We start from the raw sequence: 25,271 nt of genomic DNA on the forward strand, positions 1-25,271 counted from the left end.
TCATTCTGTCTTGTTCTCTTCTTCGACGGGTGCTTCTGTACCGCCTTCATTGTCTTCATTGTCAGTTTCCTCAGTCTCTGAACGTGGAGCCGTAATGACAACAAGTGTCTCTTCATCATCGCTGAGGATCTCAAATTTGGACTTGCTTCGGACATCTGCAATCGTGAGCGTGTCACCGATCTGCATTTCGGAAACATCTACATCGAACGTTTCCGGAATATCGGATGGCTTCACCTTGATGCGTACCTCCCAGACAGGCTGCTGCAAGACGCCGCCTTCCTTCTCGCCCGGTGCGTCGCCAGTAAGGTTGACCGGCACAGCCACTTCCAGCTCCTCCGTCATGTTGATGGCTAGGAAATCGGCATGGAATAGATGGCCGTTCAGCACATCCGCCTGGTAATCCTCAAGGACGACATTCAACTCTTTGCCGTCGACATTCAATTTCAAGACCCCATTGCGTCCAACGTCCCGCAGCTTGCTGAGCAGCTCGCGCTCGTTTACCGCAATCGGCGTGGATTCTGTTTCATATCCGTATACGACGGATGGAAGATAGCCTTCCTCTTTCAATTTCGTAAGTGTTGATTTCGGTTTAACCTGACGTAATTTCGACTGGATTGCTGTACTCATATGCGTAGTCACCTTTCCTAAAAAAAAGTTTTCTAACTATTGAAATACCCAACTTCAGACGACATTAAACAATCGTGCTCTCCTCAATCTCTACTTATGTGGTTAAATTTATTCAAACAAGGTGCTGACCGATTTCTTCTCGAATACGCGAACGATCGCATCTCCGATCAGTTTTGCAATGGACAGCTGTTTGATTTTAGGGGACTGTTTGGATTCCGGCAATTCGATGGAATTCGTGATGACGAGTTCCTTGATCTGCGAGTTGTCGATCCGTTCGATTGCTGGACCTGAAAGGACTGGATGTGTACAGCATGCATACACTTCTTTCGCCCCGTTTTCGATGATTGCGTTGGCAGCGATTGTAATGGTTCCAGCCGTGTCGATGATGTCATCGATTAAGATCGCAGTTTTGCCATCCACATTTCCTACAATATTCATCACTTCTGCGACATTCGGACGCGGACGGCGCTTGTCGATGATTGCGATCGGCGCTTTCATGCGATCCGCCATCTTACGGGCACGCGTGACGCCGCCATGATCCGGCGAGACGATGACGAGGTCATCCCCTTCAAGGCCTTTGCTCTTGAAGTATTCTGTCAGGATCGGCTCTGCGACGAGGTGGTCGATCGGGATATCGAAGAATCCTTGGATCTGCGGTGCATGCAGGTCAAGTCCGATGACACGGTCCGCTCCCGCTTTTTCCAATAGGTTCGCGACAAGCTTCGCTGTGATCGGCTCGCGGGAACGTGCTTTGCGGTCCTGCCGTGCATAGCCGTAATACGGCATGACGACATTGATGCTGCGTGCAGATGCGCGCATAAGGGCGTCGATCATGATCAGAAGTTCCATGAGATTATCATTGACCGGATAGGACGTCGACTGGATGATGAATACGTCGCAGCCGCGGATGCTCTCTTCGATATTGATCTGGATCTCGCCGTCACTGAAGCGCTTGACGGAACATTTCCCGAGTGCGCAGCCGATCTCTTCTGCCACTTGCTGTGCGAGTGATTGATTGGAATTCAGCGAAAATAGTTTCAGTTTATCGTTCGGATAATGGTTAGCCATCATGTCCCCCTGATTAGTTAAGTTTAAGTTTTGAAGCATATCCTTCTTTATTCTCCTGCCGGGAGCGCGCGATTGCAAGTGAAGATTCTGGTACATTTTTTGTAATCGTCGATCCGGCAGCGACAAAGGAGCCTTTGCCGACTGTTACTGGCGCCACCAAATTCGTATTGCAGCCGATAAATGCGTCATCCTCGATTTTTGTCAGGTGCTTATTCTTGCCGTCATAGTTGACGGTGATCGAACCGCAGCCGACATTGACGCGTGAACCGATGTCCGCGTCCCCGATATAACTGAGATGGGACACTTTCGTCCCGTTGCCGAGCGATGACTTCTTCACTTCCACAAAGTTTCCGATTTTCACATGGTCGCTGAGGTCGGATTCCGGACGGATATGAGCGAATGGCCCCACAGCCGCATGTGCCCCGATCTTGCTGTCTTTGACAACGGATGAATGGACGGCCGTGCCGTCGCCGATCGAACTGTTCACAATATGGCTGTTCGGACCGATGTTGCATTTCTCGCCGATAACTGAACGGCCTTCAATCATAACGCCAGGCTGAAGCACTGTATCGCGCCCGATTTCAGCATCCGCGCTGATGTGCGTTTGTTCGGGATTGATGATCGTCACGCCGCCCCGCATGTGTTTTTCTGCGATCCGTCGGCGCATGACCGACTCCGCTTCGGAAAGGGCGACCCGGTCGTTGACGCCGATCGTTTCGCTGAAGTCATCCGTCATGTAAGCGGAGATGATCTCATTCTCTTCACGAAGGATGGAGAGGACGTCCGGCAAGTAGTACTCCCCTTGCGCATTGTCGTTCTTCACCATCTCAAGCGCGCGGAACAGCGCCTCGTTGTCGAAACAGTAAGTGCCGGTGTTGATCTCCTTGACGGCCTGTTCCTCTTTCGAAGCATCCTTATGCTCCACATTGCGGATGACATTGCCTTCCTCATCCCGGATGATCCGGCCGTAGCCTGAAGGATTTTCTGCGAAGGCCGTCAGAATGGTCGCCTTTGCACCCGTCTCTTCATGATGGGCAAGCAGGGCCTCCATTGTTTCCGGCTTGATGAGCGGCGTGTCCCCGCAGACAACAAGCGTAGTACCGCTGAGATCACCCAGAATTCCCGCAGCCTGTTTGACGGCATGCGCAGTGCCAAGCTGCTCCTTCTGGAATGCATACTCGCTTTCTGCGCCGAGCAATTCCTCGACAGCTTCCGCGCCGTGCCCGACAATCGTCACGATCTTGCCTGCCCCAAGCTGGCGGATATGATCGATGACATGCTTCACCATTGGCTTCCCGCAAACGGGATGCATCACTTTATATAGATCGGATTTCATCCGTGTACCTTGTCCTGCAGCAAGGACGATGGCATATGTATTCGTCATGTGCTGGCCTCCATCCATAATTTCATTATTGACTATATATGAAAGCCGTCTTTTTTTCAACTATCCCCCCTTGACAACGGCTTTTAAATCTTTTACTATTACTTGCTTGTTTTTTCGTGGAGGATGGGCCGTCTGTTTCCTGATAATCAAGAAAAAGAGACCCGCAGCCTGGATGCCGGTCTCTTGATGAACTGCCAATAAATCTGGATGATTGGAACTTCCTTGGACAGCGCTTGCGGCTGCCGCTGCTTACACACCCGCTTCTTCGAGGACGGCCCCTTCGTCCGCTTCCTGGTACGCCCCTAGGACGGCATCCTGGATTTTTGTACGGGCACCCGAATTGATCGGATGTGCGACATCGCGGAACTCCCCTTCTGGCGTGCGTTTGCTTGGCATTGCCACAAACAGCCCGTCATTCCCCTCGATCACCCGGATATCATGCACGACAAACTCATTGTCGAGCGTAATTGATGCGATTGCACGCATCCTTCCTTCCGTCTCTACTTTACGCAATCTCACATCTGTAACTTCCATTCTTTTCCCACTCCCTTTTTTAGATTGCCATGTTCTCCCCTTCCTTATTCTACAAAAGCTCCCGAACTCCTTCTTTTCAACCTAAATATTTTAAGCATTATGATAAATACAATAGAGATGGTGGTGATCGGATGGCGGGGCTATTTGTTGTGTGGAGGTTTCTTTAAGTGGCGTTGAAATTTTTCAACTGGCGCACGGATCCCTTAAGCGGCGTTCCACCCCATTGAATCACTGCCAGTTGCCAAACCAGACAAAAAAAGAGAGGAAGACTAGGTGTCCTCCTCTCAAATTATTTAGTTTGCCAAGGCGATGACTTCAATTTCGACGGACGCGTCTTTTGGAAGACGTGCGACTTCGACTGTCGAGCGTGCCGGCGTATGGGAGCCAAAGTGTTCCGCATAGACGCCGTTGAGTGCAGCGAAGTCGTTCATGTCTTTTACAAAGACAGTCGCTTTGACTACTTGGTCGAGGCCTGTGCCCGCTTCTTCAAGAACCGCTTTCAAATTTTCGAAGACTTGGTGTGTTTGTTCCTCAATGGACCCTTCTAACAGTGTGCCGTCCGCTTTCATCGGCAGCTGGCCGGATGTGTAGACAAATCCGTTCGCTTTCACAGCTTGTGCGTATGGTCCGATTGCTTGTGGCGCTTTTTCAGTCGCTATGTAATTCATAATAAAGTTCCGCCTTTCGTAAAATAGTTGCCTTCCTGCAATTCAATGGTCCGGTCCCTTTCATTCACGGCGTGAAGTTTGATCAGGGACAGGTAGTCTTGGACGAGTACTTCCTCCGTGTGCTCCGCTTCAACAAGCACAGCGATGCCTGCAAGTTCACAGCCGAATTCCTCCAGCAGGTTCTTCATCCCCGCCATCGTTCCGCCCGCTTTCATGAAGTCATCGGTGATAAGGACACGTTGTCCGCTCTGCATGCTCCTTTTTGAAAGCACCATCGTCTGGATGCGGCGTGCAGATCCGGAGACGTAATTGATGCTGACGGTCGAGCCCTCTGTCACTTTGCTGTCGCGCCGGACGACGACGACCGGCACATTCAAGTGGCGTGCGATCGCATGTGCGATGGAAATGCCTTTTGTCGCCACTGTCATGATGACATCGATCTGCATATCCGCGAACGCGGAGGCGAACACTTTGCCGATCCGGTCCATCAGGCGCGGATTTCCGAGAAAGTCGGTCATATACAAGTATCCGCCGGGCAAAAGGCGATCCGACCGGCTGAGTGTTTCCATTAACTGCGCCATCACGTCTCGCACTTCCGCCTCCGAGACTTTCGGGATGTACTTGACGCCGCCAGCCGCTCCGGACACGGTCATCAACCGGCCGGTGCCGTTTTCCTCAAAGGTCTCCTTCACAATGACAAGGTCCTCGCTGATCGAGGATTTGGCTGCGCCATACTTCTCCGAGAAGTGTGTAAGCGGAATGAGCGAATGGGGGTTGTCCAATAAATGGCGTGTCATGTCGACCAACCGCTCGCTTCGTTTCCATTTCAATAAGAACACCCCTACATCCGAATGTTTAGTAGTACAGTATCATAATTGTCCGGTTTCATTCAAGAGGGAACCGTTCTCCGATCATGCGGACGGCGTGCACCTCATGGCAAAACCCTTTTAACCCGTTGTAAATGCGGGACACTCTCGATTCCTGGCGCACGATTCCGAAGACGGTCGGCCCGCTGCCGCTCATGAGGACGGCATCCGCTCCGAATTGCTCCATCTTCCGTTTGAGTGTGACGACCTGCGGATACAGCTTCATCGTTACCGGCTCCAGTACATTGCCCATGCTTTCGCAAAGAAGATTGTAATCGCCTGTACGCAGCGCCTCCATCATATTCCCAGTGTCAGGATGATGCACCTTCTCCGGATCAAGGTTCCGGTAAATATCCGCGGTGGATACGGAAATAGCCGGCTTGGCGAGGATCACCCAGCAGTTCGGCGGCGCAGGAAGGTGTTGGATCTTTTCACCGCGCCCCGTCGCGAGCGCCGTCCCTCCATACACGCAGAACGAGACGTCCGATCCGATGCGCGATCCGAGTCTTGCAAGTTCATCCACCCCGATGCCGAGATTCCACAGACGGTTCAGGCCCCGCAAGGCCGCTGCGGCATCGGAACTCCCTCCCGCAAGGCCTGCTGCGACAGGAATGTTCTTATCCAACGTAATTTCCACGCCTTTATGTATGCCGTATTCCTTCCGCAGCAGATCAGCGGCTTGGTAGGCAAGATTTTTCCGGTCATTCGGCACAAATCGCTCGGATGCCTTGATGGTGATTTTTCCGTCAGCTGTCGGTCTCAGCCAGACCCGGTCTGCCAGGTCGACTGTTGTCATTACCATCTCGACCTCATGGTATCCATCCGGCCGTTTATGGAGCACGTCAAGCGTCAAATTGATTTTTGCCGGGGCTTTTTCGTAAATCATACGGGTCCCCCTCCGTTTCAGCTAGTCATTGTTTCCCATTTTACCATAGGCGGGCCTCTTTGCGTGAATCAAATATGCTTGCAGCTCCCAGATACCGGGTGAAATGAAAACAGGGCTGCCGTGGGGTGAAATTCACCTTGGCAGCCCTGCTCCGTCAGCCGTATCATGAGTTGAAAGTGGTTCAGGCAGTGGTTATTTCTTTTGGGCTAACCCCTGTTCCGCGATCTCAATGGCCCGCTTCACCATATTTCCGGCGTCACGAGCTTTGATTCCTCCCCAACCTTCCCGCTGGACAACGTCGTAAAATCCAAGTTCTTTCGCGATCTCGATCTTCAAGTTCTCAGACATTACACCTTTTCTGGCCATTCGGTTTTCCTCCTTTGCGGCTGACAGGCGTAGTATGGGCGAAAATGCATAAAAAACACCTGTCCGCCGGATCTTCCCTGGCAGGACAGGTGTTTCTATCAATATATGTCGAACCTGCAGTTTCCTAAAAACTGCATAACGCCATCCCAGCAGCATCCCTCACAAAATGGAGGGATGCACTGAATGGGTTGAAAAATGATGAAGAAATGACTGCATGTTACTTGACGACGAAAATTGTCTCATCGCCGCCATCAAGGACTGTTATTTCGACTGCTTCCGTCAAAATATCCGCGTAGCTGTAAGAAACCCGCTCAAAAGAATTCTCGTCCTGGTCCAGTTCCACAACAAAAACTGCACGATACGTCTCACGCAGGGTGCCGGCCCGCTCGATTGTCTTCTTGCGGCCACCGTTTGCGCGTACTTGCAAACGTTTCCCTAGATGAGCATCCAACGACTTCTTAATGTCTGCTAATGTTTTCGGCATTCGCTTACACCTCACTAGTATAAGCATAACACTTTAAAAAAGTTCCGTCAATTAAAACTAAAATTTTATCAGCAGTTGTTTACTTTTGTCAATTGTTTTTTCATCGTTTTCGACAATTCGCATCGAATTCTTGTACCATTTTTGTCACTTGTCAGATGAGTGGAAAAACGGATAGAGCGCATTTGATAAACGGCCGAACTCTTCAATCGTCAGCGTTTCCCCGCGGCGCCCAGGATCGATTTCCGCCTCTTGGAAAGCGATCAGGATCTCCTCTTTTCTTTCCTTGCCGCCTGGCAGGGAAGACTGGAGGTTGTTCAAGATCGTCTTCCGTCTTTGTGCAAATGACCCCTTCGACACCTCAAACAGGAAGTCCTCATCAATGACTTCTACCGGCGGCTTCTCTTTCCTTGTCAGGCGGATGACGGCGGAATCGACATTCGGCTGGGGCATGAATACCGTCTTCGGCACGATCAGGGCAATGTCTGCATCCATATAATACTGGATAGCGATTGACAGGGAGCCGTACGCTTTCGTCCCTGGCTTTGCGGTAATGCGGTCTGCCACTTCCTTCTGCATCATGACGACCATCCGCTGCACCGGCGTTTTACCAAGCAGGAATTTCATGATGATCGGAGTCGTGACGTAATATGGAAGATTGGCTACGACCGCCGTCTCCTCCATCTCACTGAAACGGTCGCTGATGACTGCCCGCAAATCCGCATCCAGGACATCTTGGTGGATCACTTCGACATTCGGATAGGGGGACAATGTATCTTCCAGAACCGGCAGAAGACGCTGATCAATTTCAAAAGCGACCACTTTTCCCGCTTCCCGTGCGATCTGCTCCGTCAATGCACCGATGCCGGGTCCGACTTCAATGACGCCGGTCCGGTCCGTCAGATCAGCTGCCGCTACGATATTTCGCAGTACGTTCGAATCGATCAGGAAATTCTGCCCCAAGCTCTTTTTGAATGAAAACCCGTATTTCTCAAGTATTTCTTTCGTACGGGTCGGTGTTGCGATATCTTTCATTTTTCTTCCTCCTCCAGCTCCGCAATCGCTTCAAGCAGTTCATCCATCCCGATGCGGAACATCTCCAGCCTCTTTTTAAGCCCTTTGCCGTTCACTTGTCCAATATGCAGCTTTTCCGATAAGCGGTCCCGCCGCCATTTTGCGTCAGGATGGCCGACCAGTTTCGCTTCATAGAGGAACGGCATCGGAATCTCCTCGGCAGCCATATCTCCAGTTGTATGGACCATTGATAAAGCCTGCCGGATATCCTCATCAGCTGCATGCTCAATGCCTAACTTCTTTCCGTTCTTTGCAATGGTTTTGCGTTTATCCAAAAAGGCATGTTTCACGCCGGGCACTTGTTCTTCAATAATGGCGCGGATCCGCCTGCCGGGATAATCGGGATCGGTGAAGACAATGACGCCTCTCGTCTCCTGGGCCAGACGGATCTGCCGGATTGTGCTGCTGCTGACCGCTGAGCCGTTCGTCTCGATCGTATCCGCACCTGTTGCCCGGCGGATGGCGATCGTGTCGGATTTGCCTTCTACGACGATGATTTCTTTAATATTCACGGATATCCTCTTTCCTAGTCCAGTTTTCCCCTCATCTTACCGTCTCACGCCCCATCTGTACAGGAAGAGGATGGTCGTTCGTCCACTAAAAAAACCCGCAAGAAGTGGAGACTATCCTGCGGGGTGGATATTTACAGTTTTTTTATAGGCAAATCAAAATGAAAAATAACAGGTTGATTGGTTAATCAATCACTTTTACTTTCACTTTCCGGCGGCCGTAATTATAGGCCTCCGACTTTGTCGGGACATGCAAATCAATTCGTTTGCCTTTGATGGCTCCGCCTGTATCACCAGCGACTGCATAACCATAACCCTCAACCCATAGCTTGGAGCCGAGCGGAATGACACGCGGATCAACAGCGACGACTTTCAGATTCGGATTCGCATTCAGGTTAATGCCTGTTGCGGTCGTTCCCGTACAGCCATTGCATTTTGCCGTATAGGCGGTGGCAGTGACGTAAAACTCCTTGCCTGACGAAGCTGAATTATCACGGGACACGGTTACACGGGGGCTTTTGCCTACATTTGCACTTGCCACGGCAACGCGCGTTCCAACAGCAACAACTTTATCTTCAGGCCTATTGATCACTTTTTCAGCGATCATCTTGCGGGATACTTCTTTTCCATTTTCCTTGACGATTTCAAACTTCCGTTCCACTTTCCCCTTCTTGCCTGGGTGGACCACTTTTTCACGGCCCTTCAGCAATTTGGCGTCTTTTTTCGTGATAACTGCAAAGTTCGTTGGTTCTTCCACTACATCGGTGACCTTTTCCACCCGTATGACTTCCACAATGGAACCCGGCTTTACGTAGCCATCCGCTTTCCGATTGAGTCTGTCCTGCTCATTCAAATGAATGTTCTCTCTCTTTAAAAAGTCAGCGACCGTAGTCGAAGTTGACCATACCTGCTTCTCTTTCCCGCCGTCGTTCAAAGTTACTGGAAAAGCTCGTTCAATGATGATTTGGCCTTCCGCAGGCGATTTTGTCTCCACCTTCGGGCTCGCAATGTCAAATTCACCAAGTTCAATGCCCGCTTCCTTCAAGATAGCGTCGACATCCTGTTCTGTTGTCCAATGGGCTGTTGTCTCTTTCCCATCGATAATTGCAACTTTCTTTGCCTGTTCCCACCGGATCGTCATACCTTTTTCGATCGGTGTATTCACTGAGGGTATTACAAGATCTTGCTGAGCCACATCGATTTCCTGTTCGGATAGAAGATGGCCGACTGTATGTGCACGCGTTTTTATCTCTGTCTGTTCACCGTTCACATCGAGTGTAACCGGCTTTTTCGACCCTTCATAAAGGGCAAGTGAAACAACTGTCACAAGTAGGGCGACTGCAAGGACCGCCACTAATTGTTGACTCCTCAATGACCTAAAGAACAGATTTTTCATGGTAATTTTTTGCATGAAAAAACTCCTCCTTCATCACTCGGCAAATTATAAAGGTTCTAAAATAGCGTGTCAAGGGGTACGCAATCTATGTAAACGGCCGCCACAAACCGCATCTTCCGGTTACGAAGCTTGCGTGACGGCGGAATGGAGGGAGAGCGCAGCCGCTCTACCCCTCCGGCCGGTCTATTGAATAACTTAGTTTTCCATATGAAAAATCCGCATGGCATTCACAGTCGTCCGTTTCGCTACCTCTTCAAGCGGAATTTCCTTCAACCTGGCGATCTCCTCAGCGACAAGCGGCACAAGGGATGGCTCATTCCGTTTTCCCCTGTATGGATGCGGTGCGAGATAGGGGGCGTCCGTCTCGATCAGCAGATGATCCAGCGGGATTTCTGCTGCCACTTCCTTCGGCATCTTCGCGTTTTTGAATGTCACCGGACCGCCAAGGGAAATCATGAAGTTCATCTCGATGCATTCCCTGGCAGTCTCCACGCTGCCGCTATAGCAATGCATGATCCCGCCTATTTCTGCAGCGTTTTCCTCTTTTAGGATCCGCACGACATCCCCTGTCGCATCCCTGTTATGGATGATAATCGGCAATCTCACTTTTTTTGCAAGTGCAATCTGCTTGCGGAACAGCTCCTGCTGGATATCTTTCGGCGACTTGTCCCAGTGATAATCGAGCCCGGTCTCACCAATCCCGACAACTTTCGGATGGGCAGCAAGCGATTCGATCCACTGTAAGTCCTCTTCTGTGCAATCGATCGCATCGACCGGATGCCAGCCGATCACAGCGAAGATGAACGGATAATTCTCTGTCAGCTCCATCGCCCGCTCAATAGTCTTCCGGTCAAAACCGACGACAACCATCCGTTTGACGTCCGCCTCAAGCGCCCGATCGATGACTTCCTGCAGATCTTCGTCATATTGGTCCGCATTTAAATGGACGTGTGTATCTATGAACATTCGTAATCGCCTCACAATAGATTCATTTTAGTGCAAGGGCCTGTAACATTTGTTACAGAGCCATTACACAGGATTAACAATAAGAAGACGGCGCCGCCACGCTTCGCCGTCTTCCTGTAATGATACATTTTAATAGTAAATAAACACGTAAGATTAAGGATCGGCTGCCAGGATAGGACTCCAGCTTGGCAAAAGCAGAGTTATTTGACCTGGGCACCGTTTTCAAGCGATGCATCGACTGTCGCAAGTTTCAGGATACCGTCTGATTTTCCGGCAAGGATCATGCCTTGCGACAATTCGCCGCGAAGCTTCACAGGCTTCAAATTTGCCACTACGATCACCTTTTCGCCAACAAGCGCATCCGGCTCGTAATGTTCCGCAATGCCGGAGACGACCTGGCGCTTTTCATATCCGAGATCCAGTTGTAGTTTGAGCAGCTTGTCCGCTTTTGGCACCCGCTCACATGCTGTAACGGTCGCAACACGGAGATCGACCTTCATGAAATCATCAATTGTAATTTCCGGGGTCTTCTCTTCCTCTTCTTCCTCCACTGCACTCTCTTTTGGCGCAGTCAGTTTCATCTGATCGCGGATATAGACGATTTCAACTTCCGGATCAAGTCGCGGGAAGATCGGAACGCCTTTTTCTGTGACTTTCGTTCCGCTTGTAATTACCTCGAATTCACCTAATGTCTCCCACTTTAACAGCTCTTCAGGAAGGCCGAGCTGCTGTTGGATCTTTGTCGGCGCCTGTGTCATGAATGGCTGGAGGAGAACTGCGATATGATGAAGCGAAACCGCCAAGTGATTCATCGCGGATGCCAGTTTACCGTGGTCCGCCTCATCTTTCGCAAGCACCCAAGGCGCCGTTTCATCGATGTATTTATTCGTACGGGACACTAGTGCCCATAGGTCTGACAAGACGACACTGAACTGCATCTTCTCCATGGCGTTTTCGTATTTTGTGACGGTTGTTTTGATGAACTCCTTCAATTGATCATCATACCCGGTATCTTCAAGCCCTTCTGTCGGGATGACACCGCCGAAGTATTTATTGATCATGGAAATCGTACGGTTCAGCAAGTTGCCAAGGTCATTTGCCAGGTCATAGTTTGTCCGCTCCACAAATGATTCAGGCGAGAATGTGCCGTCCTGGCCGAATGGCAGTTCACGAAGAAGGAAATAGCGCGTAGCATCCAGTCCAAAACGCTCCACCAGCATCTCGGGATATACGACATTCCCTTTCGATTTCGACATTTTGCCATCCTTCATCATGATGAACCCATGGGCGAACACTTTCTTTGGCAATGGCAAGTCAAGCGCCATCAGGAAGATTGGCCAGTAGATCGTATGGAACCGGACAATATCCTTTCCGACGACTTGTACATCCGCCGGCCAATATTTGCGGAAAAGGGAATCATCATCAGATCCGTAGCCGAGTGCGGTGATATAATTTGTCAGCGCATCGACCCACACATAGATGACATGCTTCGGATCTCCCGGCACCTTGATGCCCCAGTCGAAGGACATACGGGATACGGAAAGATCCTCAAGACCCGGTTTGATGAAGTTGTTGATCATTTCGTTCTTGCGTGATTTCGGTTCGATGAATGTTGGGTTCTCTTCGTAATATTGTAAAAGACGATCAGCGTATTTCTTCATATTAAAGAAGTACGATTCCTCTTTCACGCGCTCCACTGGGCGGTTGCAGTCCGGGCAATTCCCTTCTGCCAGCTGGGACTCCGTGAAATACGATTCACACGGCACACATTTCCAGCCTTCGTATTCCCCTTTGTAAATGTCTCCGTTGTCGAGGAACTTTTGGAAAATCTTTTCGACCGCTTCCGTATGCCGCTTCTCTGTCGTGCGGATTAGATCATCATAGGAGATGTCCATCAGCTTCCACAGATTTTTGGCTGTTTCAGCGATCTCGTCTACATATTTCTGCGGCGCCATGCCCGCCTCTTCGGCTTTTTCTTGGATCTTCTGGCCATGTTCATCCATTCCGGTCAGAAAGTACACATCATACCCGCGAAGGCGCTTGTAGCGTGCCATTGCATCCGAAGCGATCGTAGTATATGCCGTTCCAATATGGAATTTCCCGCTGGGGTAATAAATAGGCGTAGTGATATAAAATGTTTTCTTTTCTTCAGCCACTCTGATTCCTCCATTTGTTCCAATCTATACTGTCCATCTTATCGGAAATTCAGTAATTGCGCCATGAACACCTCATGAAAAAAAGATGATGCAAGCAAACTATTTCCATTCCATCACATTTTCATGTAACCTTCTAACTATTGGCATTGCACTTTTCTATCGTCGACTATAACTTTATCATAGCTTTCCTGCTTTGTTCTTCAAGCACTTACATAATCCTAGCATTTTGTCCACAGTTTTATAAAAGTTTTATTGACGTTAATTGGAAGCCTTGGTATCATGATATGTAGACAAGAGAATCGTGTCGGATTTTGTCGAAAACCTAATCACTTGGGAGGAATTTTATTTATGAAATCTACAGGCATCGTACGGAAAGTTGACGAACTTGGCCGCGTGGTCATTCCGATCGAGCTTCGCCGTACACTCGGAATCGCACAGAAAGACGCTTTGGAAATCTACGTGGATGATGACAAAATCATCTTGAAAAAATACATGCCAAACATGACTTGCTCCATCACAGGAGAAGTGTCTGACGACAATATGCGCCTAATCGACGGAAAGCTGATCCTTAGCAAAGATGGCGCTAAGCAATTAATCCAAGAGATCCAGGACAAGATGAACTGATTGGCGCATAACAATAAACAAAGGGCTGTCCAGAAACCCAGTGGCAACTGAGTTTCTTCGACAGCCCTTTGCGTGTTTATAATTGTTCTTCCTGATGATACTCCTTGTAGACATCCCGCCGGCTGAGCCCTCTCGCTTTGGCGACAGTACGGATGGCGTCTTTCGAAGAGATCCCTTCCCTCTTCATCACTTCTTCCACGTGCTCGGTAATTTCTAGAGGTTCCCACCAAGGTGCTTCGGCTGCTACTTCGGTTCCGTCGCTTCCTTGTAGGACGAGGCAGAACTCACCGCGGATTTCATGTTCGTCCGCCCACTGGACCGCTTCTGCAAGTGTGCCGCGGAGGAATTCTTCATATCGCTTCGTCAATTCCCGCGCAAGCGTGATCCGGCGGCCTCCGCCAAAGCTCTTTTCCAGATGCTTCAGCGTCTCCTTCAAGCGATGGGGGGCTTCATACAAGATAATCGTCTCCTGACGAAGTGCAAGATCGGCCAGTTGTGCCTCTCTCTCTTTTTTCTGGCGCGACAGAAAGCCGAAGAAGAAGAAGGGCTGGGGCGTAATCCCTGAAGCGACGAGTGCACTGATTGCCGCGTTCGGACCGGGGATCGGCACGACATCGAATCCTTCCCCAATCGCCTTTTCTGCAATATCCGATCCGGGATCCGAAATGCAGGGCATGCCGGCATCGCTGACGAGGGCCACTGTCTTCCCTTCTGCCAGCAAGGCAAGGATCTTGCTGCCGCCCGCCTGCACATTATGTTCATGATAGCTCATTAACGGGGTGCTGATCTCAAAATGATTGCATAGTTTGATCGTATTGCGCGTATCTTCCGCCGCAATCATGTCGGCTTCCTGCATGATGCGGATCGCCCGGTAGGACATATCTTCCAGATTTCCGATCGGCGTGCCGACGAGGTAGAGCTTGCCTGGCTGCCCGCTCTCTGCGCTCTTCTGCGATTTCATAATCTCTCCCCTTTCCCGATGTACCGTTCCTTGGCCGTACGGCTCAGCTGCTTGAACCGGTATTCCGCCTGCATCGCCGCCCGTTTCGTGTCGAACGTCTCGAAATGGATGCAGCGTACCGGGCGGCGCGGACGCGTATATTTTGCGCCTTTGCCTTCGTTATGGGTCTTTACCCGCTGCTCGAGATCGTTCGTATATCCTGCATAAAACGAGCCGTCGCTGCATTCAAGGACATAGAACAGATGATCACCTGTCTGTTCCATATAGCATCTCCCTCACTTCGTCTGTATACTCCCCGTCTTCGCCATACACATATAGCGGCGGGAGTATTTTCAGGTCGGGCTTTCCGTCCTTGATCCCTTCAATCAGCAGCGTGTTCGCCTCTTTCCCCTCTTTCGGATAGACGAAGCGGATCCGCTTGGGCTCCAGCCGGTTCGCCCGCATGGCGGCAATAATATCAAGAAGCCGACCCGGCCGGTGGACGAACGCCACTTTGCCGCCTTGTTTCGCAAGCTGGCTCGCCGACTTCACGGCCTGTTCGAGCGTCAGGCGGATTTCATGGCGGGCGATGGCAATATGCTCCCGTATATTCTTCTCACTCGCTTCAATTGCCGGAAAGTAGGGCGGATTGCACGTAATCGTGTCGTATTTCTCGTAACCGAGTTCCTTCGCGATTCCGTTCACATCCCCCTGGAGAATGCGTATCCGGCCGCCAAGCCCATTGTACTCAATGCTCCGGGAAGCCATATCTGCGAGCCGCTCTTGCAGCTCCACGCCGATAATGTCTGCGTTCGTCCGGGCGCTCAAGAAGAGCGGAATCGCCCCGTTTCCCGTACATAGATCAACAATATTGCCCGATCGGATCGGGACATAGGCAAATTTTGCGAGCAGCACGGCATCGAGTGAAAAGCAGAAGACAGAGGGACTCTGAATGATCCGCAACTTCTCTGCCAGTAAATAATCAAGCCGTTCATCACCTTGTAAATTCGGTTCCACTACCTACACCTCTTCAAGAAAAAAGAGCCGATGCCTACAGATTCCATAGGATCGGCTCTTCTTATGCATTTTGTTTGCTTAAGAAGGAGAGGCAGAACAGGCAGTCCTCTCCTTTACGGCTGCTGCCGTAATGGACATTGCATACATGATAGCCTTCATTGTAAAGCCGTGCCAGGTTATCGACGCCCTCGCCGATATCAACCTTGGCCGCCTTTTTTGGCCGCTTGGCTGCCTTAGGCGACTGCGCGGGACCATCCAGCTCCTCGAGCCGCTTGCGCAAGTGGTGGTTTTCGAGTTGAAGTGAATGGTTTTCTTCTGTCATTTTTGCCACAAAACCTATCAGTTCCCGGAATTGCTCTTGCATGGATTCGAGCTGCTGCTCAAATTCCATCACTCTATCGAGGAAATTCCCTTCTTTCAACTTGACCACCTCATCATTTCATCAATTGGGGAATTGAATCCTTTTTGCCTTGCAGCTCTTCCCACGCATATTCAAGCACTTGCTCGCGCTCCGGCAAATTCACTTGCAATACGCGTTCCAGAAGATTCAGCCCGACAACTTTACCCGGTCCATCCGGCGTCATGATCTGCTCCCCGATATCCGGCATGATCGCCTTCGCTTCCTCATATTCATCATTCTCATATTTCAAGCAGCACATTAACCGTCCGCACAAGCCTGAAATCTTAGAAGGATTCAATGAAAGGTTCTGGTCTTTTGCCATTTTGATAGAGACCGGCTCAAAATCACCCAAAAACGTCGAGCAGCATAGCATCCTGCCGCATGGACCGATTCCTCCCAGCATCTTCGCTTCATCACGGACGCCGATTTGGCGCAGCTCGATGCGTGTCCGGAAGATGGACGCCAGATCCTTCACCAAGTTACGGAAGTCCACACGCCCTTCCGCCGTGAAATAGAATACGATCTTATTGCGGTCAAATGTATATTCAACGTCAACGAGCTTCATATCGAGACGATGCTCCTGAATCTTTTCGAGGCAGATCCCAAATGCATTTTCCGCCTCTTCACGGTTTTCCTGTACTTTCTCAATATCTTCAGGCTGCGCAACCCTGATGATCTTCTTAAGCGGCAGGACGACGTCGTTCTCACTGACATCTTGTACTCCGCTGACAACTTTCCCGTATTCGACGCCGCGTGCCGTCTCAACGATGACATAATCGTCAATTCCCAAGTCAAAGCCCATCGGATCGAAATAATATATTTTACCCGCTCGTTTAAAGCGGACTCCTACTATTTTATACAAGCAGTAATCCCTCCTGCAATTTGAGCACCAGCTGTTCCATCAGAAGAGTACGGTTCATATTGCCGTGCAGCTTCTTTTTCGCTTCTAGAACGGCTTCCATCATCGCTGACAGCTGACTGTATGTCATCCTCATCGAAAGGCTGTCGAAGAAAGTGCGCTGATCCGGAAACGTCAATTCCGATGCCATGCCGGCTTTCAACGCAACAATATCACGGTAGGCATAGAGAAGCAAGTCCAATCCGCGTTCTGTGTCATCTTTTTCCTTCATGGCAGCAGACCAGTCTGTCTGGATGAATAAAAGCGCCTCGTTCAAATCGCGATCTGATGCTTCCATCAATTTTACCACTGTTTTTCGGATCTGCGCAAATCGATCATCTTCCGCGAGCATGCGGGCCTCCACTGGATCTGCGGTAAGCGAAGCCACTGTTGCCGCCATTGCCGCATGGATGCCTTCCTCTGCCAGCTGGCCGATCAGGTCCTCGCGGGACGGGGGCATGAGTGAAATCCGCTGGCATCGCGATTGGATGGTCGGCAGGATGGATGAATAGGAATCGGTCAATAAGATCGCTGTCACTTCTCCGTCCGGCTCCTCCAAGAACTTCAAGAGCGTATTGGCTGCGGCAACATTCATCTTATCTGCCCGGTCTATAATATAAATGGTGCGACCGGGCTCAAAACCCTTTTTGGTCATTCGCATGATCAACGAAGACATTTGGTCTTTTTTGATGTCTTGGCCGTCTGGCCGGATGATCGAAACATTCGGATGGGTGCCCGCTTCGATGCGCTTGCAGGCATGACATGTTCCACATGGAACGCTGTTTTCCGGTGCTTCACATAGAAGAAGCTTTGAAAAGTGGCGCGCGACCTCTTCTTTTCCGGTGCCGCGCTGACCGTCAAACAGATAGGCATGGCCGATCCTATGATTTCGGAACGAGGCCTGCAATCGCTCGATTACCGGTTTTTGCCGTACTTCTATGGATGTACCCACAGGCCAGTCCCCCTTTCCGTATTGCAAAAAAACCCGTGTTTTATTCAGCACAAAACACGGGGTCACATATATAGGTTGATGAGTAGGCCTTTGATCTCGCCGATCTTGCCGAGCAGTTCGACAGACGTATGCTCCTCATCCAATAATGCTTCAGCAAGTTCAACTAATTTATAGTCAATCGTCTGGACGATCTTCAATCGTCGCCCTTCGCCGTATTGATTCCACGTATGGGACTGCTTGACATCCAGTCCTGATTCGACAGCCTCTTTCAAGAATCGTTTGATCAGCATCTTGAACTTTGCCATATCGCGCAAGTTCCGTGAACGGGCAAGACGGTCGCCTGCTGATGAGATGTCTCCAAGAAGCCTTGTGATCTGTTCACCATGCATCCGTTCCTGCTGTGTCGCGACGAGCTGGCCGAACCGGTTGCCCGTCTGCGGAGCCCGTGACTGCTCGTTCCTCACCTTATCCAGTCCAGCACGGTAATCTCCATTTACTTTCATGAAGAAGTTCACCTCAATTTCAGAATGGGTGTGACTTCATTATAATGCCCATCGGCCTGAAATCCTACTATTTCTTCTTAGAAATGATGGAACTGCTCGATCGGCAGCACGAATACCGTAGCGCCGCCCACTTCCACTTCGACCGGATACGGGATATAGGAATCCGCATTGCCGCCCATCGGAGAAACAGGAGCGACCATCTGATCGCGCGAACGGCAATTTTCCCGGATGAGTTCGAGCGCTTTTGGGATCAGTGTATCGTCTGTCCCGATCAGGAATGTCGTGTTCCCGGATCGCAGAAAGCCACCCGTACTTGCTAATTTGGTTGCCCGAAAGTCATTTTTCGTCAATGCCGCGGACAAACGGTTACTGTCTTGGTCTTGAACCACCGCTACTATCAGTTTCACACCCATCTCTCCTTTTCACTTGATTCTAGAAGCAAACATGCCTCTTTTTTCTATTATATCATGAGCTCTTATTAAAAATGAATTGAGAACTTATAATATTCCAAACAATTTCTGACACTTCTTCAACTGATTTTGATGCATCCACGGTCACAATCCGATCCGGATACCGATCAATGAGCTGCTGATAGCCCTCGTAGACATCTTCATGGAACTGAATGCTCTCCTGATCCAGGCGATTCTTTTCCCGGCTGGACGCCCGCGCAATCCGCTGAAGCCCTTCCTCCGGGGAAAGATCGAAGAAGATGGTTTTTTCCGGCATTGTGCCGTCGATCGCAAATTCATTGATTGACATGACCTCGTCCATGCCGAGACCGCGGGCGTACCCCTGGTAAGCAAGCGAACTGTCAATGAAGCGGTCGCAGAGGACCAGTTTTCGGGCCGCAATCGCAGGAAGCACGATTTCCGCCAGATGCTGCCTTCGCGCGGCGGCGTATAAAAGTGCCTCCGTCCGGCTGTCCATGGCGCCATGGGTATTATCGAGGATGATATCGCGGATCTTTTCCGCAATCATGACCCCGCCTGGTTCCCTCGTCATGACAAAGTCGACGCCAAGCCGCTCGCATCTCTTACCTATTTCGCGAAGGACTGTTGTTTTTCCTGCTCCTTCAGGTCCTTCAAATGTTATAAATACCCCTTTATCTAACATGCTACTCCTCCATCAGTCGATCACTACCCGGATGGCTGGTCCATCAATGCGGATAGCACCTTGAAATTTTGCACCCGACTCCAAATACCGCTTCACTGCTCCGATATGGCGCTCCGTCACCCGTTCTCCGCCAAGGATCACCGGAATGCCCGGCGGATAAGGCACTATGGAGGCTGCGGCCACCATACCTGCTGCCTCATGCAAATCTCGCCACTCGCTCCTTTTACTAGCCAGCTCCTGCATTGGGTACGCGAGTGTACTAATCCCGTCGCCAACATCGGGGACTTTGTTCACTTCCTCTAGCTTGCCTTCACCGAGAACGGCAACCGCGTTACGGATGCGTTCAGCCGCCTCGGCAAAAGGATACGCCATCCCGGCCTTCAGCAGAGGAAGAACGAGTAAAGTCTGCTCCGGGTCGGCAAGTTCCGTATAAATCCCCGCTTCGGCAAGCGCCTCCTGGACCGCATACCCCGAATGGCCCTTCAGGCGAAGCAGCAGCTTCAAAGGATCATCCGCCGCTATAAGCTCTGCTCCCGGTATCAAGGCAAGGCTCGACACAAACTCATTGACCTTCTTCTGCAGCTCCCAGGCGTCTTCCTCTGTATAAGAAGCGACATACGAACGGGCATCATCAAGCGAAGCCATCAATACATAAGACGGACTGCTCGACTGGAGCATGCGTAAATAACGGGCCACTTCGGAAGGATCAAGCAAGGAAGATCGGATATGTAGAAAAGACGACATCGTCATGGCGGGCAGCGTTTTATGCGCAGACTGTACCACTACATCAGCCCCTGCCTCAAGAGCCGACTGGGGAAAGATGGAGGCGGCCGCAAAATGAGCGCCGTGCGCCTCATCGACCAGCACAGGAAGGCCAGCTGCGTGGCAAGTTGTTATAATCTCCTGAAGCCCTTCTCCCGTTACGCCGTAATAGGTCGGATACGTCAGCACAACAGCCGCCGCCTCCGGATACTCCTCTAGCGCCTGCTGGATGCTTGCCAGGCTGACAGCGCCCGGCGTCCGTGTCCGCGGATTCCACTCGGGAGAGACGAATACAGGTGATGCACCTCGCAACTCCAGTGCATGAAACACCGACTTGTGTGCATTCCGCTGCACAATCACCGTTTCTCCCGGCTGGCATGCCGCATACAGCATCGCCAGATTCCCGACCGTCGACCCGTTCACCAGAAAGAAACTGCGATCTGACCCATACACCTCTGCCAAGAGCATCTCCGCCTCCTGTATGATGCCGGCCGGTTCATGCAGATCATCCAGCCCATCGAGTTCCGTAACGTCATAGGACAGCGCCTGACGCATCTCAGCGGGCAATGACGAGATCTGCCCATTCTTATGGCCCGGAACATGAAAAGAGATCGGCCGCTTTTTCGTAAATTCATCCAGCGCCTGTACCACAGGCCGTCTTTGCTCGTTCATCCACGTAACCACACTTTCTTTCCATCTATTATACGGGAAGAACGTGATGGTGTGAAATGAACCACGGTCTCTTACGGGAAAGTTGAAGGTACAAGCGGTGAGTTTTGGGGATGCCTGCTGCGGGGAGCGACCGTTTAGCCGGCGGAGTGATCCGTTTTACTCGGGGAACGACCGTTTAGCCGGCGGAGTGATCCGTTTTGACCGGGAAGCTACTGTTTAATCGCCCGAACAATCCGTTTAGATGAGGGAACGATCGATTAGCTGGCGGTACGATTCGTTTTGCTCGGGAAACGACTGATTAGCCGGCGGAGTGATCCGTTTAGCCGGCAGAACGATCCGTTTGGACCGGGGAACGATTGTTTAATTAGTACAAATAAAATTAGCATTGATCCGTGCTCGTTATGCGTTTTTCAAGTTTTTGACTTGTATTTAATACCACCATTAAAAAAGACACAAAAAAACCATCCCCTCGCTTGGGGATGGCATTTGCCTGGCAACGTCCTACTCTCACAGGGGGAATCCCCCTACTACCATCGGCGCTGAAGAGCTTAACTTCCGTGTTCGGGATGGGAACGGGTGTGACCTCTTCGCCGTCATTACCAGACAAGTGAATGAATTGCTCATTCAAAACCGGATAGAAGTGACATTGAAAAGCGTAATCAACTACTGTTGTAATTAAGGTTAAGTCCTCGATCGATTAGTATCCGTCAGCTGCACGTGTCGCCACGCTTCCACCCCGGACCTATCCACCTCATCATCTTTGAGGGATCTTACTTACAGAAGTAAAGGGAAATCTCATCTCGAGGGGGGCTTCATGCTTAGATGCTTTCAGCATTTATCCCGTCCACACATAGCTACCCAGCGATGCCCTTGGCAGAACAACTGGTACACCAGCGGTGTGTCCATCCCGGTCCTCTCGTACTAAGGACAGCTCCTCTCAAATTTCCTGCGCCCGCGACGGATAGGGACCGAACTGTCTCACGACGTTCTGAACCCAGCTCGCGTACCGCTTTAATGGGCGAACAGCCCAACCCTTGGGACCGACTACAGCCCCAGGATGCGATGAGCCGACATCGAGGTGCCAAACCTCCCCGTCGATGTGGACTCTTGGGGGAGATAAGCCTGTTATCCCCGGGGTAGCTTTTATCCGTTGAGCGATGGCCCTTCCATGCGGAACCACCGGATCACTAAGCCCGTCTTTCGACCCTGCTCGACTTGTAGGTCTCGCAGTCAAGCTCCCTTATGCCTTTGCACTCTGCGAATGATGTCCAACCATTCTGAGGGAACCTTTGGGCGCCTCCGTTACTCTTTAGGAGGCGACCGCCCCAGTCAAACTGCCCGCCTGACACTGTCTCCTGCCCGGATCACGGGCAAGGGTTAGAAGTCCAATACAGCCAGGGTAGTATCCCACGGGTGCCTCCACCGAAGCTGGCGCTCCGGCATCTTAGGCTCCTACCTATCCTGTACAGGCTGCACCGGAATTCAATATCAGGCTGCAGTAAAGCTCCACGGGGTCTTTCCGTCCTGTCGCGGGTAATGCGCATCTTCACGCATATTATAATTTCACCGAGTCTCTCGTTGAGACAGTGCCCAGATCGTTACGCCTTTCGTGCGGGTCGGAACTTACCCGACAAGGAATTTCGCTACCTTAGGACCGTTATAGTTACGGCCGCCGTTTACTGGGGCTTCAATTCGGAGCTTCGCTTGCGCTGACCCCTCCTCTTAACCTTCCAGCACCGGGCAGGCGTCAGCCCCTATACGTCACCTTACGGTTTTGCAGAGACCTGTGTTTTTGCTAAACAGTCGCCTGGGCCTATTCACTGCGGCTCTCTCGGGCTATTCACCCTACCAGAGCACCCCTTCTCCCGAAGTTACGGGGTCATTTTGCCGAGTTCCTTAACGAGAGTTCTCTCGATCACCTTAGGATTCTCTCCTCGCCTACCTGTGTCGGTTTGCGGTACGGGCACCTCCCGCCTCGCTAGAGGCTTTTCTTGGCAGTGTGAAATCAGGGACTCCGGGGACAATTCCCCTTGCCATCACAGCCCAGCGCATCTGGAATGGGATTTGCCTCATTCCACGCCTCACTGCTTGGACGCGCATGACCAACAGCGCGCTCACCCTATCCTACTGCGTCCCCCCATTGCTGATAACGGCGGGGAGGTGGTACAGGAATATCAACCTGTTGTCCATCGTCTACGCCTATCGGCCTCGACTTAGGTCCCGACTAACCCTGAGCGGACGAGCCTTCCTCAGGAAACCTTAGGCATTCGGTGGAAGGGATTCTCACCCTTCTTTCGCTACTCATACCGGCATTCTCACTTCCAAGCGCTCCACCAGTCCTTTCGGTCTGGCTTCGACGCCCTTGGAACGCTCTCCTACCACTGACACCATCGGTGTCAATCCGCAGTTTCGGTGATCCGTTTAGCCCCGGTACATTTTCGGCGCAGCGCCACTCGACCAGTGAGCTATTACGCACTCTTTAAATGGTGGCTGCTTCTAAGCCAACATCCTGGTTGTCTGGGCAGCGCCACATCCTTTTCCACTCAACGGATACTTGGGGACCTTAACTGGCGGTCTGGGCTGTTTCCCTCTCGACCACGGATCTTATCACCCGCAGTCTGACTCCCAAACAGAAGTCATCCGGCATTCGGAGTTTGTCTGAATTCGGTAACCCGGGATGGGCCCCTCGTCCAAACAGTGCTCTACCTCCGGGACTCTTACGTTTGAGGCTAGCCCTAAAGCTATTTCGGAGAGAACCAGCTATCTCCAGGTTCGATTGGAATTTCACCGCTACCCACACCTCATCCCCGCACTTTTCAACGTACGTGGGTTCGGGCCTCCAGTAAGTGTTACCTTACCTTCACCCTGGACATGGGTAGATCACCTGGTTTCGGGTCTACGACCCCATACTCATGCGCCCTATTCAGACTCGCTTTCGCTGCGGCTCCGCCTTCTCGGCTTAACCTCGCATGGAATCGTAACTCGCCGGTTCATTCTACAAAAGGCACGCCATCACCCATTAACGGGCTCTGACAACTTGTAGGCACACGGTTTCAGGTTCTCTTTCACTCCCCTTCCGGGGTGCTTTTCACCTTTCCCTCACGGTACTGGTTCACTATCGGTCACTAGGGAGTATTTAGCCTTGGGAGATGGTCCTCCCGGATTCCGACGAAATTTCACGTGTTCCGCCGTACTCAGGATCCACTCTGGAGGGGCTGGACTTTCGGCTACGGGGCTTTTACCCGCTCTGGCGGACCTTTCCAGGTCGCTTCGCCTAACCCAGCCCTTTGTAACTCCGTATAGAGTGTCCTACAACCCCAGGAAGCAAGCTTCCTGGTTTGGGCTCTTCCCGTTTCGCTCGCCGCTACTAAGGGAATCGATGTTTCTTTCTCTTCCTCCGGGTACTTAGATGTTTCAGTTCTCCGGGTGTGCCTCGCTCACGCTATGTATTCACGTGCAGCGTACTGCCCCATTACGGGCAGTGGGTTCCCCCATTCGGAAATCTTCGGCTCAAAGCTTACTTACAGCTCCCCGAAGCATATCGGTGTTAGTTCCGTCCTTCATCGGCTCCTAGTGCCAAGGCATCCGCCGTGCGCCCTTTCTAACTTAACCTTTTCGGCTTTCCATAAGGAAGCCATTGGTTGATGACTAGTGCTGAGCGATCAGCAGATCAGTCATCGTTACAAAGTATTGCATGTTCAATCACAAAAGTGATCGACTCGGTTGATTACTTGTTACTTTCAATGTCGTTCTATCCAGTTTTCAATGAACAAATTGAAGATTATATTGTCCAGCTCGAAACGCCAGCTTGCGGTAAAGCTAACCGGTGTTTTCTGCTTTTCGATAAACCTTCAAAACTGAACGCAAAACGTCAACTTACGAATCCAAAATTCGTATTCCGTAATATTCCTTAGAAAGGAGGTGATCCAGCCGCACCTTCCGATACGGCTACCTTGTTACGACTTCACCCCAATCATCTGTCCCACCTTCGGCGGCTGGCTCCCGTAAGGGTTACCCCACCGACTTCGGGTGTTACAAACTCTCGTGGTGTGACGGGCGGTGTGTACAAGACCCGGGAACGTATTCACCGTGGCATGCTGATCCACGATTACTAGCGATTCCGGCTTCATGCAGGCGAGTTGCAGCCTGCAATCCGAACTGGGAACGGTTTTATGGGATTGGCTCCCCCTCGCGGGTTCGCAGCCCTTTGTACCGTCCATTGTAGCACGTGTGTAGCCCAGGTCATAAGGGGCATGATGATTTGACGTCATCCCCACCTTCCTCCGGTTTGTCACCGGCAGTCACCTTAGAGTGCCCAACTGAATGCTGGCAACTAAGATCAAGGGTTGCGCTCGTTGCGGGACTTAACCCAACATCTCACGACACGAGCTGACGACAACCATGCACCA

25 protein-coding genes and 3 rRNA genes (1 of these 28 only partly in view) are annotated in these 25,271 nt (G+C 51.2%); 1 reads left to right on the forward strand and 27 read right to left on the reverse strand.

What is annotated here, in order from left to right:
* The 14 genes from ACZ5FK_RS09470 to metG form a co-directional block, all read right to left on the reverse strand.
* On the reverse strand, window positions 1–627 hold the full coding sequence (locus ACZ5FK_RS09470) for a 50S ribosomal protein L25/general stress protein Ctc (protein ID WP_464804669.1): 627 nt from the start codon (window positions 625–627) through the stop codon (window positions 1–3).
* A gap of 108 nt (window positions 628–735) precedes the next feature.
* Window positions 736–1,695: a ribose-phosphate diphosphokinase gene (locus ACZ5FK_RS09475; RefSeq protein WP_464804670.1), complete on the reverse strand. Its 960-nt coding sequence runs from the start codon at window positions 1,693–1,695 to the stop codon at window positions 736–738.
* Window positions 1,696–1,708: 13 nt separating this feature from the next.
* On the reverse strand, window positions 1,709–3,079 hold the full coding sequence (gene glmU / locus ACZ5FK_RS09480; protein WP_464804671.1) for a bifunctional UDP-N-acetylglucosamine diphosphorylase/glucosamine-1-phosphate N-acetyltransferase GlmU: 1,371 nt from the start codon (window positions 3,077–3,079) through the stop codon (window positions 1,709–1,711).
* Between the two features lie 249 nt (window positions 3,080–3,328).
* Entirely contained in the window at window positions 3,329–3,613 is a 285-nt protein-coding gene (gene spoVG / locus ACZ5FK_RS09485) for a septation regulator SpoVG (protein WP_464804672.1), read from the reverse strand.
* Window positions 3,614–3,906: 293 nt separating this feature from the next.
* On the reverse strand, window positions 3,907–4,281 hold the full coding sequence (locus tag ACZ5FK_RS09490) for a RidA family protein (protein ID WP_464804673.1): 375 nt from the start codon (window positions 4,279–4,281) through the stop codon (window positions 3,907–3,909).
* Window positions 4,278–5,111, reverse strand: coding sequence for a pur operon repressor (gene purR, locus ACZ5FK_RS09495; protein ID WP_464804674.1), 834 nt, complete (start codon window positions 5,109–5,111; stop codon window positions 4,278–4,280). The genes ACZ5FK_RS09490 and purR overlap by 4 nt, the downstream gene beginning before the upstream one ends.
* Before the next feature lie 55 nt (window positions 5,112–5,166).
* On the reverse strand, window positions 5,167–6,033 hold the full coding sequence (ispE, locus tag ACZ5FK_RS09500) for a 4-(cytidine 5'-diphospho)-2-C-methyl-D-erythritol kinase (RefSeq protein ID WP_464804675.1): 867 nt from the start codon (window positions 6,031–6,033) through the stop codon (window positions 5,167–5,169).
* A gap of 192 nt (window positions 6,034–6,225) precedes the next feature.
* On the reverse strand, window positions 6,226–6,399 hold the full coding sequence (locus tag ACZ5FK_RS09505) for a small, acid-soluble spore protein, alpha/beta type (RefSeq protein WP_464804676.1): 174 nt from the start codon (window positions 6,397–6,399) through the stop codon (window positions 6,226–6,228).
* A gap of 217 nt (window positions 6,400–6,616) precedes the next feature.
* Complete coding sequence (gene veg, locus ACZ5FK_RS09510; protein WP_464804677.1) at window positions 6,617–6,883, reverse strand: biofilm formation stimulator Veg; 267 nt, start codon at window positions 6,881–6,883, stop codon at window positions 6,617–6,619.
* A gap of 144 nt (window positions 6,884–7,027) precedes the next feature.
* Window positions 7,028–7,915 carry a 16S rRNA (adenine(1518)-N(6)/adenine(1519)-N(6))-dimethyltransferase RsmA gene (rsmA, locus tag ACZ5FK_RS09515; protein WP_464804678.1) on the reverse strand — a complete coding sequence of 296 codons (888 nt, stop codon included), beginning with the start codon at window positions 7,913–7,915 and terminating at the stop codon, window positions 7,028–7,030.
* Window positions 7,912–8,466: a ribonuclease M5 gene (rnmV, locus tag ACZ5FK_RS09520; RefSeq protein WP_464804679.1), complete on the reverse strand. Its 555-nt coding sequence runs from the start codon at window positions 8,464–8,466 to the stop codon at window positions 7,912–7,914. Before rnmV ends, rsmA begins: the two co-directional genes overlap by 4 nt.
* Window positions 8,467–8,647: 181 nt before the next feature.
* Window positions 8,648–9,874 (reverse strand): ubiquitin-like domain-containing protein, encoded by a 1,227-nt coding sequence (locus ACZ5FK_RS09525; RefSeq protein ID WP_464804680.1) that lies wholly within the window; start codon window positions 9,872–9,874, stop codon window positions 8,648–8,650.
* A 180-nt stretch (window positions 9,875–10,054) separates the two neighbouring features.
* Window positions 10,055–10,825, reverse strand: a complete 771-nt coding sequence (locus ACZ5FK_RS09530) for a TatD family hydrolase (RefSeq protein WP_464804681.1) — start codon at window positions 10,823–10,825, stop codon at window positions 10,055–10,057.
* Window positions 10,826–11,025: 200 nt separating this feature from the next.
* Window positions 11,026–12,981: a methionine--tRNA ligase gene (metG, locus tag ACZ5FK_RS09535; RefSeq protein ID WP_464804682.1), complete on the reverse strand. Its 1,956-nt coding sequence runs from the start codon at window positions 12,979–12,981 to the stop codon at window positions 11,026–11,028.
* A gap of 348 nt (window positions 12,982–13,329) precedes the next feature.
* Between metG and ACZ5FK_RS09540 the strand changes: the two genes are divergently transcribed.
* Window positions 13,330–13,605 carry an AbrB/MazE/SpoVT family DNA-binding domain-containing protein gene (locus ACZ5FK_RS09540; RefSeq protein ID WP_464804683.1) on the forward strand — a complete coding sequence of 92 codons (276 nt, stop codon included), beginning with the start codon at window positions 13,330–13,332 and terminating at the stop codon, window positions 13,603–13,605.
* Window positions 13,606–13,681: 76 nt separating this feature from the next.
* On the opposite strand, the gene rsmI is transcribed toward ACZ5FK_RS09540, so the two are convergent.
* The 13 genes from rsmI to ACZ5FK_RS09605 form a co-directional block, all read right to left on the reverse strand.
* Complete coding sequence (gene rsmI / locus ACZ5FK_RS09545; protein WP_464804684.1) at window positions 13,682–14,566, reverse strand: 16S rRNA (cytidine(1402)-2'-O)-methyltransferase; 885 nt, start codon at window positions 14,564–14,566, stop codon at window positions 13,682–13,684.
* Window positions 14,563–14,829, reverse strand: coding sequence for a GIY-YIG nuclease family protein (locus ACZ5FK_RS09550; RefSeq protein WP_464804685.1), 267 nt, complete (start codon window positions 14,827–14,829; stop codon window positions 14,563–14,565). Before ACZ5FK_RS09550 ends, rsmI begins: the two co-directional genes overlap by 4 nt.
* Window positions 14,813–15,562, reverse strand: coding sequence for a tRNA1(Val) (adenine(37)-N6)-methyltransferase (locus ACZ5FK_RS09555; RefSeq protein ID WP_464804686.1), 750 nt, complete (start codon window positions 15,560–15,562; stop codon window positions 14,813–14,815). The genes ACZ5FK_RS09550 and ACZ5FK_RS09555 overlap by 17 nt, the downstream gene beginning before the upstream one ends.
* A 61-nt stretch (window positions 15,563–15,623) precedes the next feature.
* Window positions 15,624–15,983, reverse strand: coding sequence for a DNA replication initiation control protein YabA (yabA, locus tag ACZ5FK_RS09560; RefSeq protein ID WP_464804687.1), 360 nt, complete (start codon window positions 15,981–15,983; stop codon window positions 15,624–15,626).
* A gap of 13 nt (window positions 15,984–15,996) precedes the next feature.
* Window positions 15,997–16,824 carry a PSP1 domain-containing protein gene (locus ACZ5FK_RS09565; protein WP_464804688.1) on the reverse strand — a complete coding sequence of 276 codons (828 nt, stop codon included), beginning with the start codon at window positions 16,822–16,824 and terminating at the stop codon, window positions 15,997–15,999.
* On the reverse strand, window positions 16,817–17,812 hold the full coding sequence (gene holB / locus ACZ5FK_RS09570) for a DNA polymerase III subunit delta' (protein WP_464804689.1): 996 nt from the start codon (window positions 17,810–17,812) through the stop codon (window positions 16,817–16,819). The genes ACZ5FK_RS09565 and holB overlap by 8 nt, the downstream gene beginning before the upstream one ends.
* Before the next feature lie 62 nt (window positions 17,813–17,874).
* Window positions 17,875–18,315, reverse strand: a complete 441-nt coding sequence (locus ACZ5FK_RS09575; protein WP_464804690.1) for a YaaR family protein — start codon at window positions 18,313–18,315, stop codon at window positions 17,875–17,877.
* A 77-nt stretch (window positions 18,316–18,392) separates the two neighbouring features.
* A complete protein-coding gene (locus tag ACZ5FK_RS09580) occupies window positions 18,393–18,722 on the reverse strand; it encodes a cyclic-di-AMP receptor (protein ID WP_464804691.1) in 330 nt (109 codons plus the stop codon).
* Window positions 18,723–18,780: 58 nt separating this feature from the next.
* On the reverse strand, window positions 18,781–19,428 hold the full coding sequence (gene tmk / locus ACZ5FK_RS09585) for a dTMP kinase (protein WP_464804692.1): 648 nt from the start codon (window positions 19,426–19,428) through the stop codon (window positions 18,781–18,783).
* A 12-nt stretch (window positions 19,429–19,440) separates the two neighbouring features.
* Window positions 19,441–20,862, reverse strand: coding sequence for an aminotransferase class I/II-fold pyridoxal phosphate-dependent enzyme (locus ACZ5FK_RS09590; RefSeq protein WP_464804693.1), 1,422 nt, complete (start codon window positions 20,860–20,862; stop codon window positions 19,441–19,443).
* Between the two features lie 488 nt (window positions 20,863–21,350).
* Window positions 21,351–21,466, reverse strand: a 5S ribosomal RNA gene (gene rrf, locus ACZ5FK_RS09595).
* Between the two features lie 73 nt (window positions 21,467–21,539).
* A 23S ribosomal RNA gene (locus ACZ5FK_RS09600) occupies window positions 21,540–24,474 on the reverse strand.
* A gap of 302 nt (window positions 24,475–24,776) precedes the next feature.
* Window positions 24,777–25,271: ribosomal RNA gene (locus ACZ5FK_RS09605) — 16S ribosomal RNA — on the reverse strand (it continues 1,057 nt past the right edge of the window).
* The 16S, 23S and 5S rRNA genes sit together here, the layout of an rRNA operon.

It is taken from the genome of Sporosarcina sp. GTC18466, assembly GCF_055389225.1.

Bases quoted from the DNA above. Each gene is read 5' to 3' on its own strand.
- ACZ5FK_RS09470 (WP_464804669.1), bottom strand. From the start codon at position 627: ATGAGTACAGCAATCCAGTCGAAATTACGTCAGGTTAAACCGAAATCA.
- ACZ5FK_RS09475 (WP_464804670.1), bottom strand. From the start codon at position 1,695: ATGGCTAACCATTATCCGAACGATAAACTGAAACTATTTTCGCTGAAT.
- glmU (WP_464804671.1), bottom strand. From the start codon at position 3,079: ATGACGAATACATATGCCATCGTCCTTGCTGCAGGACAAGGTACACGG.
- spoVG (WP_464804672.1), bottom strand. From the start codon at position 3,613: ATGGAAGTTACAGATGTGAGATTGCGTAAAGTAGAGACGGAAGGAAGG.
- ACZ5FK_RS09490 (WP_464804673.1), bottom strand. From the start codon at position 4,281: ATGAATTACATAGCGACTGAAAAAGCGCCACAAGCAATCGGACCATAC.
- ispE (WP_464804675.1), bottom strand. From the start codon at position 6,033: ATGATTTACGAAAAAGCCCCGGCAAAAATCAATTTGACGCTTGACGTG.
- ACZ5FK_RS09505 (WP_464804676.1), bottom strand. From the start codon at position 6,399: ATGGCCAGAAAAGGTGTAATGTCTGAGAACTTGAAGATCGAGATCGCG.
- veg (WP_464804677.1), bottom strand. From the start codon at position 6,883: ATGCCGAAAACATTAGCAGACATTAAGAAGTCGTTGGATGCTCATCTA.
- rsmA (WP_464804678.1), bottom strand. From the start codon at position 7,915: ATGAAAGATATCGCAACACCGACCCGTACGAAAGAAATACTTGAGAAA.
- ACZ5FK_RS09525 (WP_464804680.1), bottom strand. From the start codon at position 9,874: ATGCAAAAAATTACCATGAAAAATCTGTTCTTTAGGTCATTGAGGAGT.
- ACZ5FK_RS09530 (WP_464804681.1), bottom strand. From the start codon at position 10,825: ATGTTCATAGATACACACGTCCATTTAAATGCGGACCAATATGACGAA.
- ACZ5FK_RS09540 (WP_464804683.1), top strand. From the start codon at position 13,330: ATGAAATCTACAGGCATCGTACGGAAAGTTGACGAACTTGGCCGCGTG.
- rsmI (WP_464804684.1), bottom strand. From the start codon at position 14,566: ATGAAATCGCAGAAGAGCGCAGAGAGCGGGCAGCCAGGCAAGCTCTAC.
- ACZ5FK_RS09550 (WP_464804685.1), bottom strand. From the start codon at position 14,829: ATGGAACAGACAGGTGATCATCTGTTCTATGTCCTTGAATGCAGCGAC.
- ACZ5FK_RS09575 (WP_464804690.1), bottom strand. From the start codon at position 18,315: ATGAAAGTAAATGGAGATTACCGTGCTGGACTGGATAAGGTGAGGAAC.
- tmk (WP_464804692.1), bottom strand. From the start codon at position 19,428: ATGTTAGATAAAGGGGTATTTATAACATTTGAAGGACCTGAAGGAGCA.
- ACZ5FK_RS09590 (WP_464804693.1), bottom strand. From the start codon at position 20,862: ATGAACGAGCAAAGACGGCCTGTGGTACAGGCGCTGGATGAATTTACG.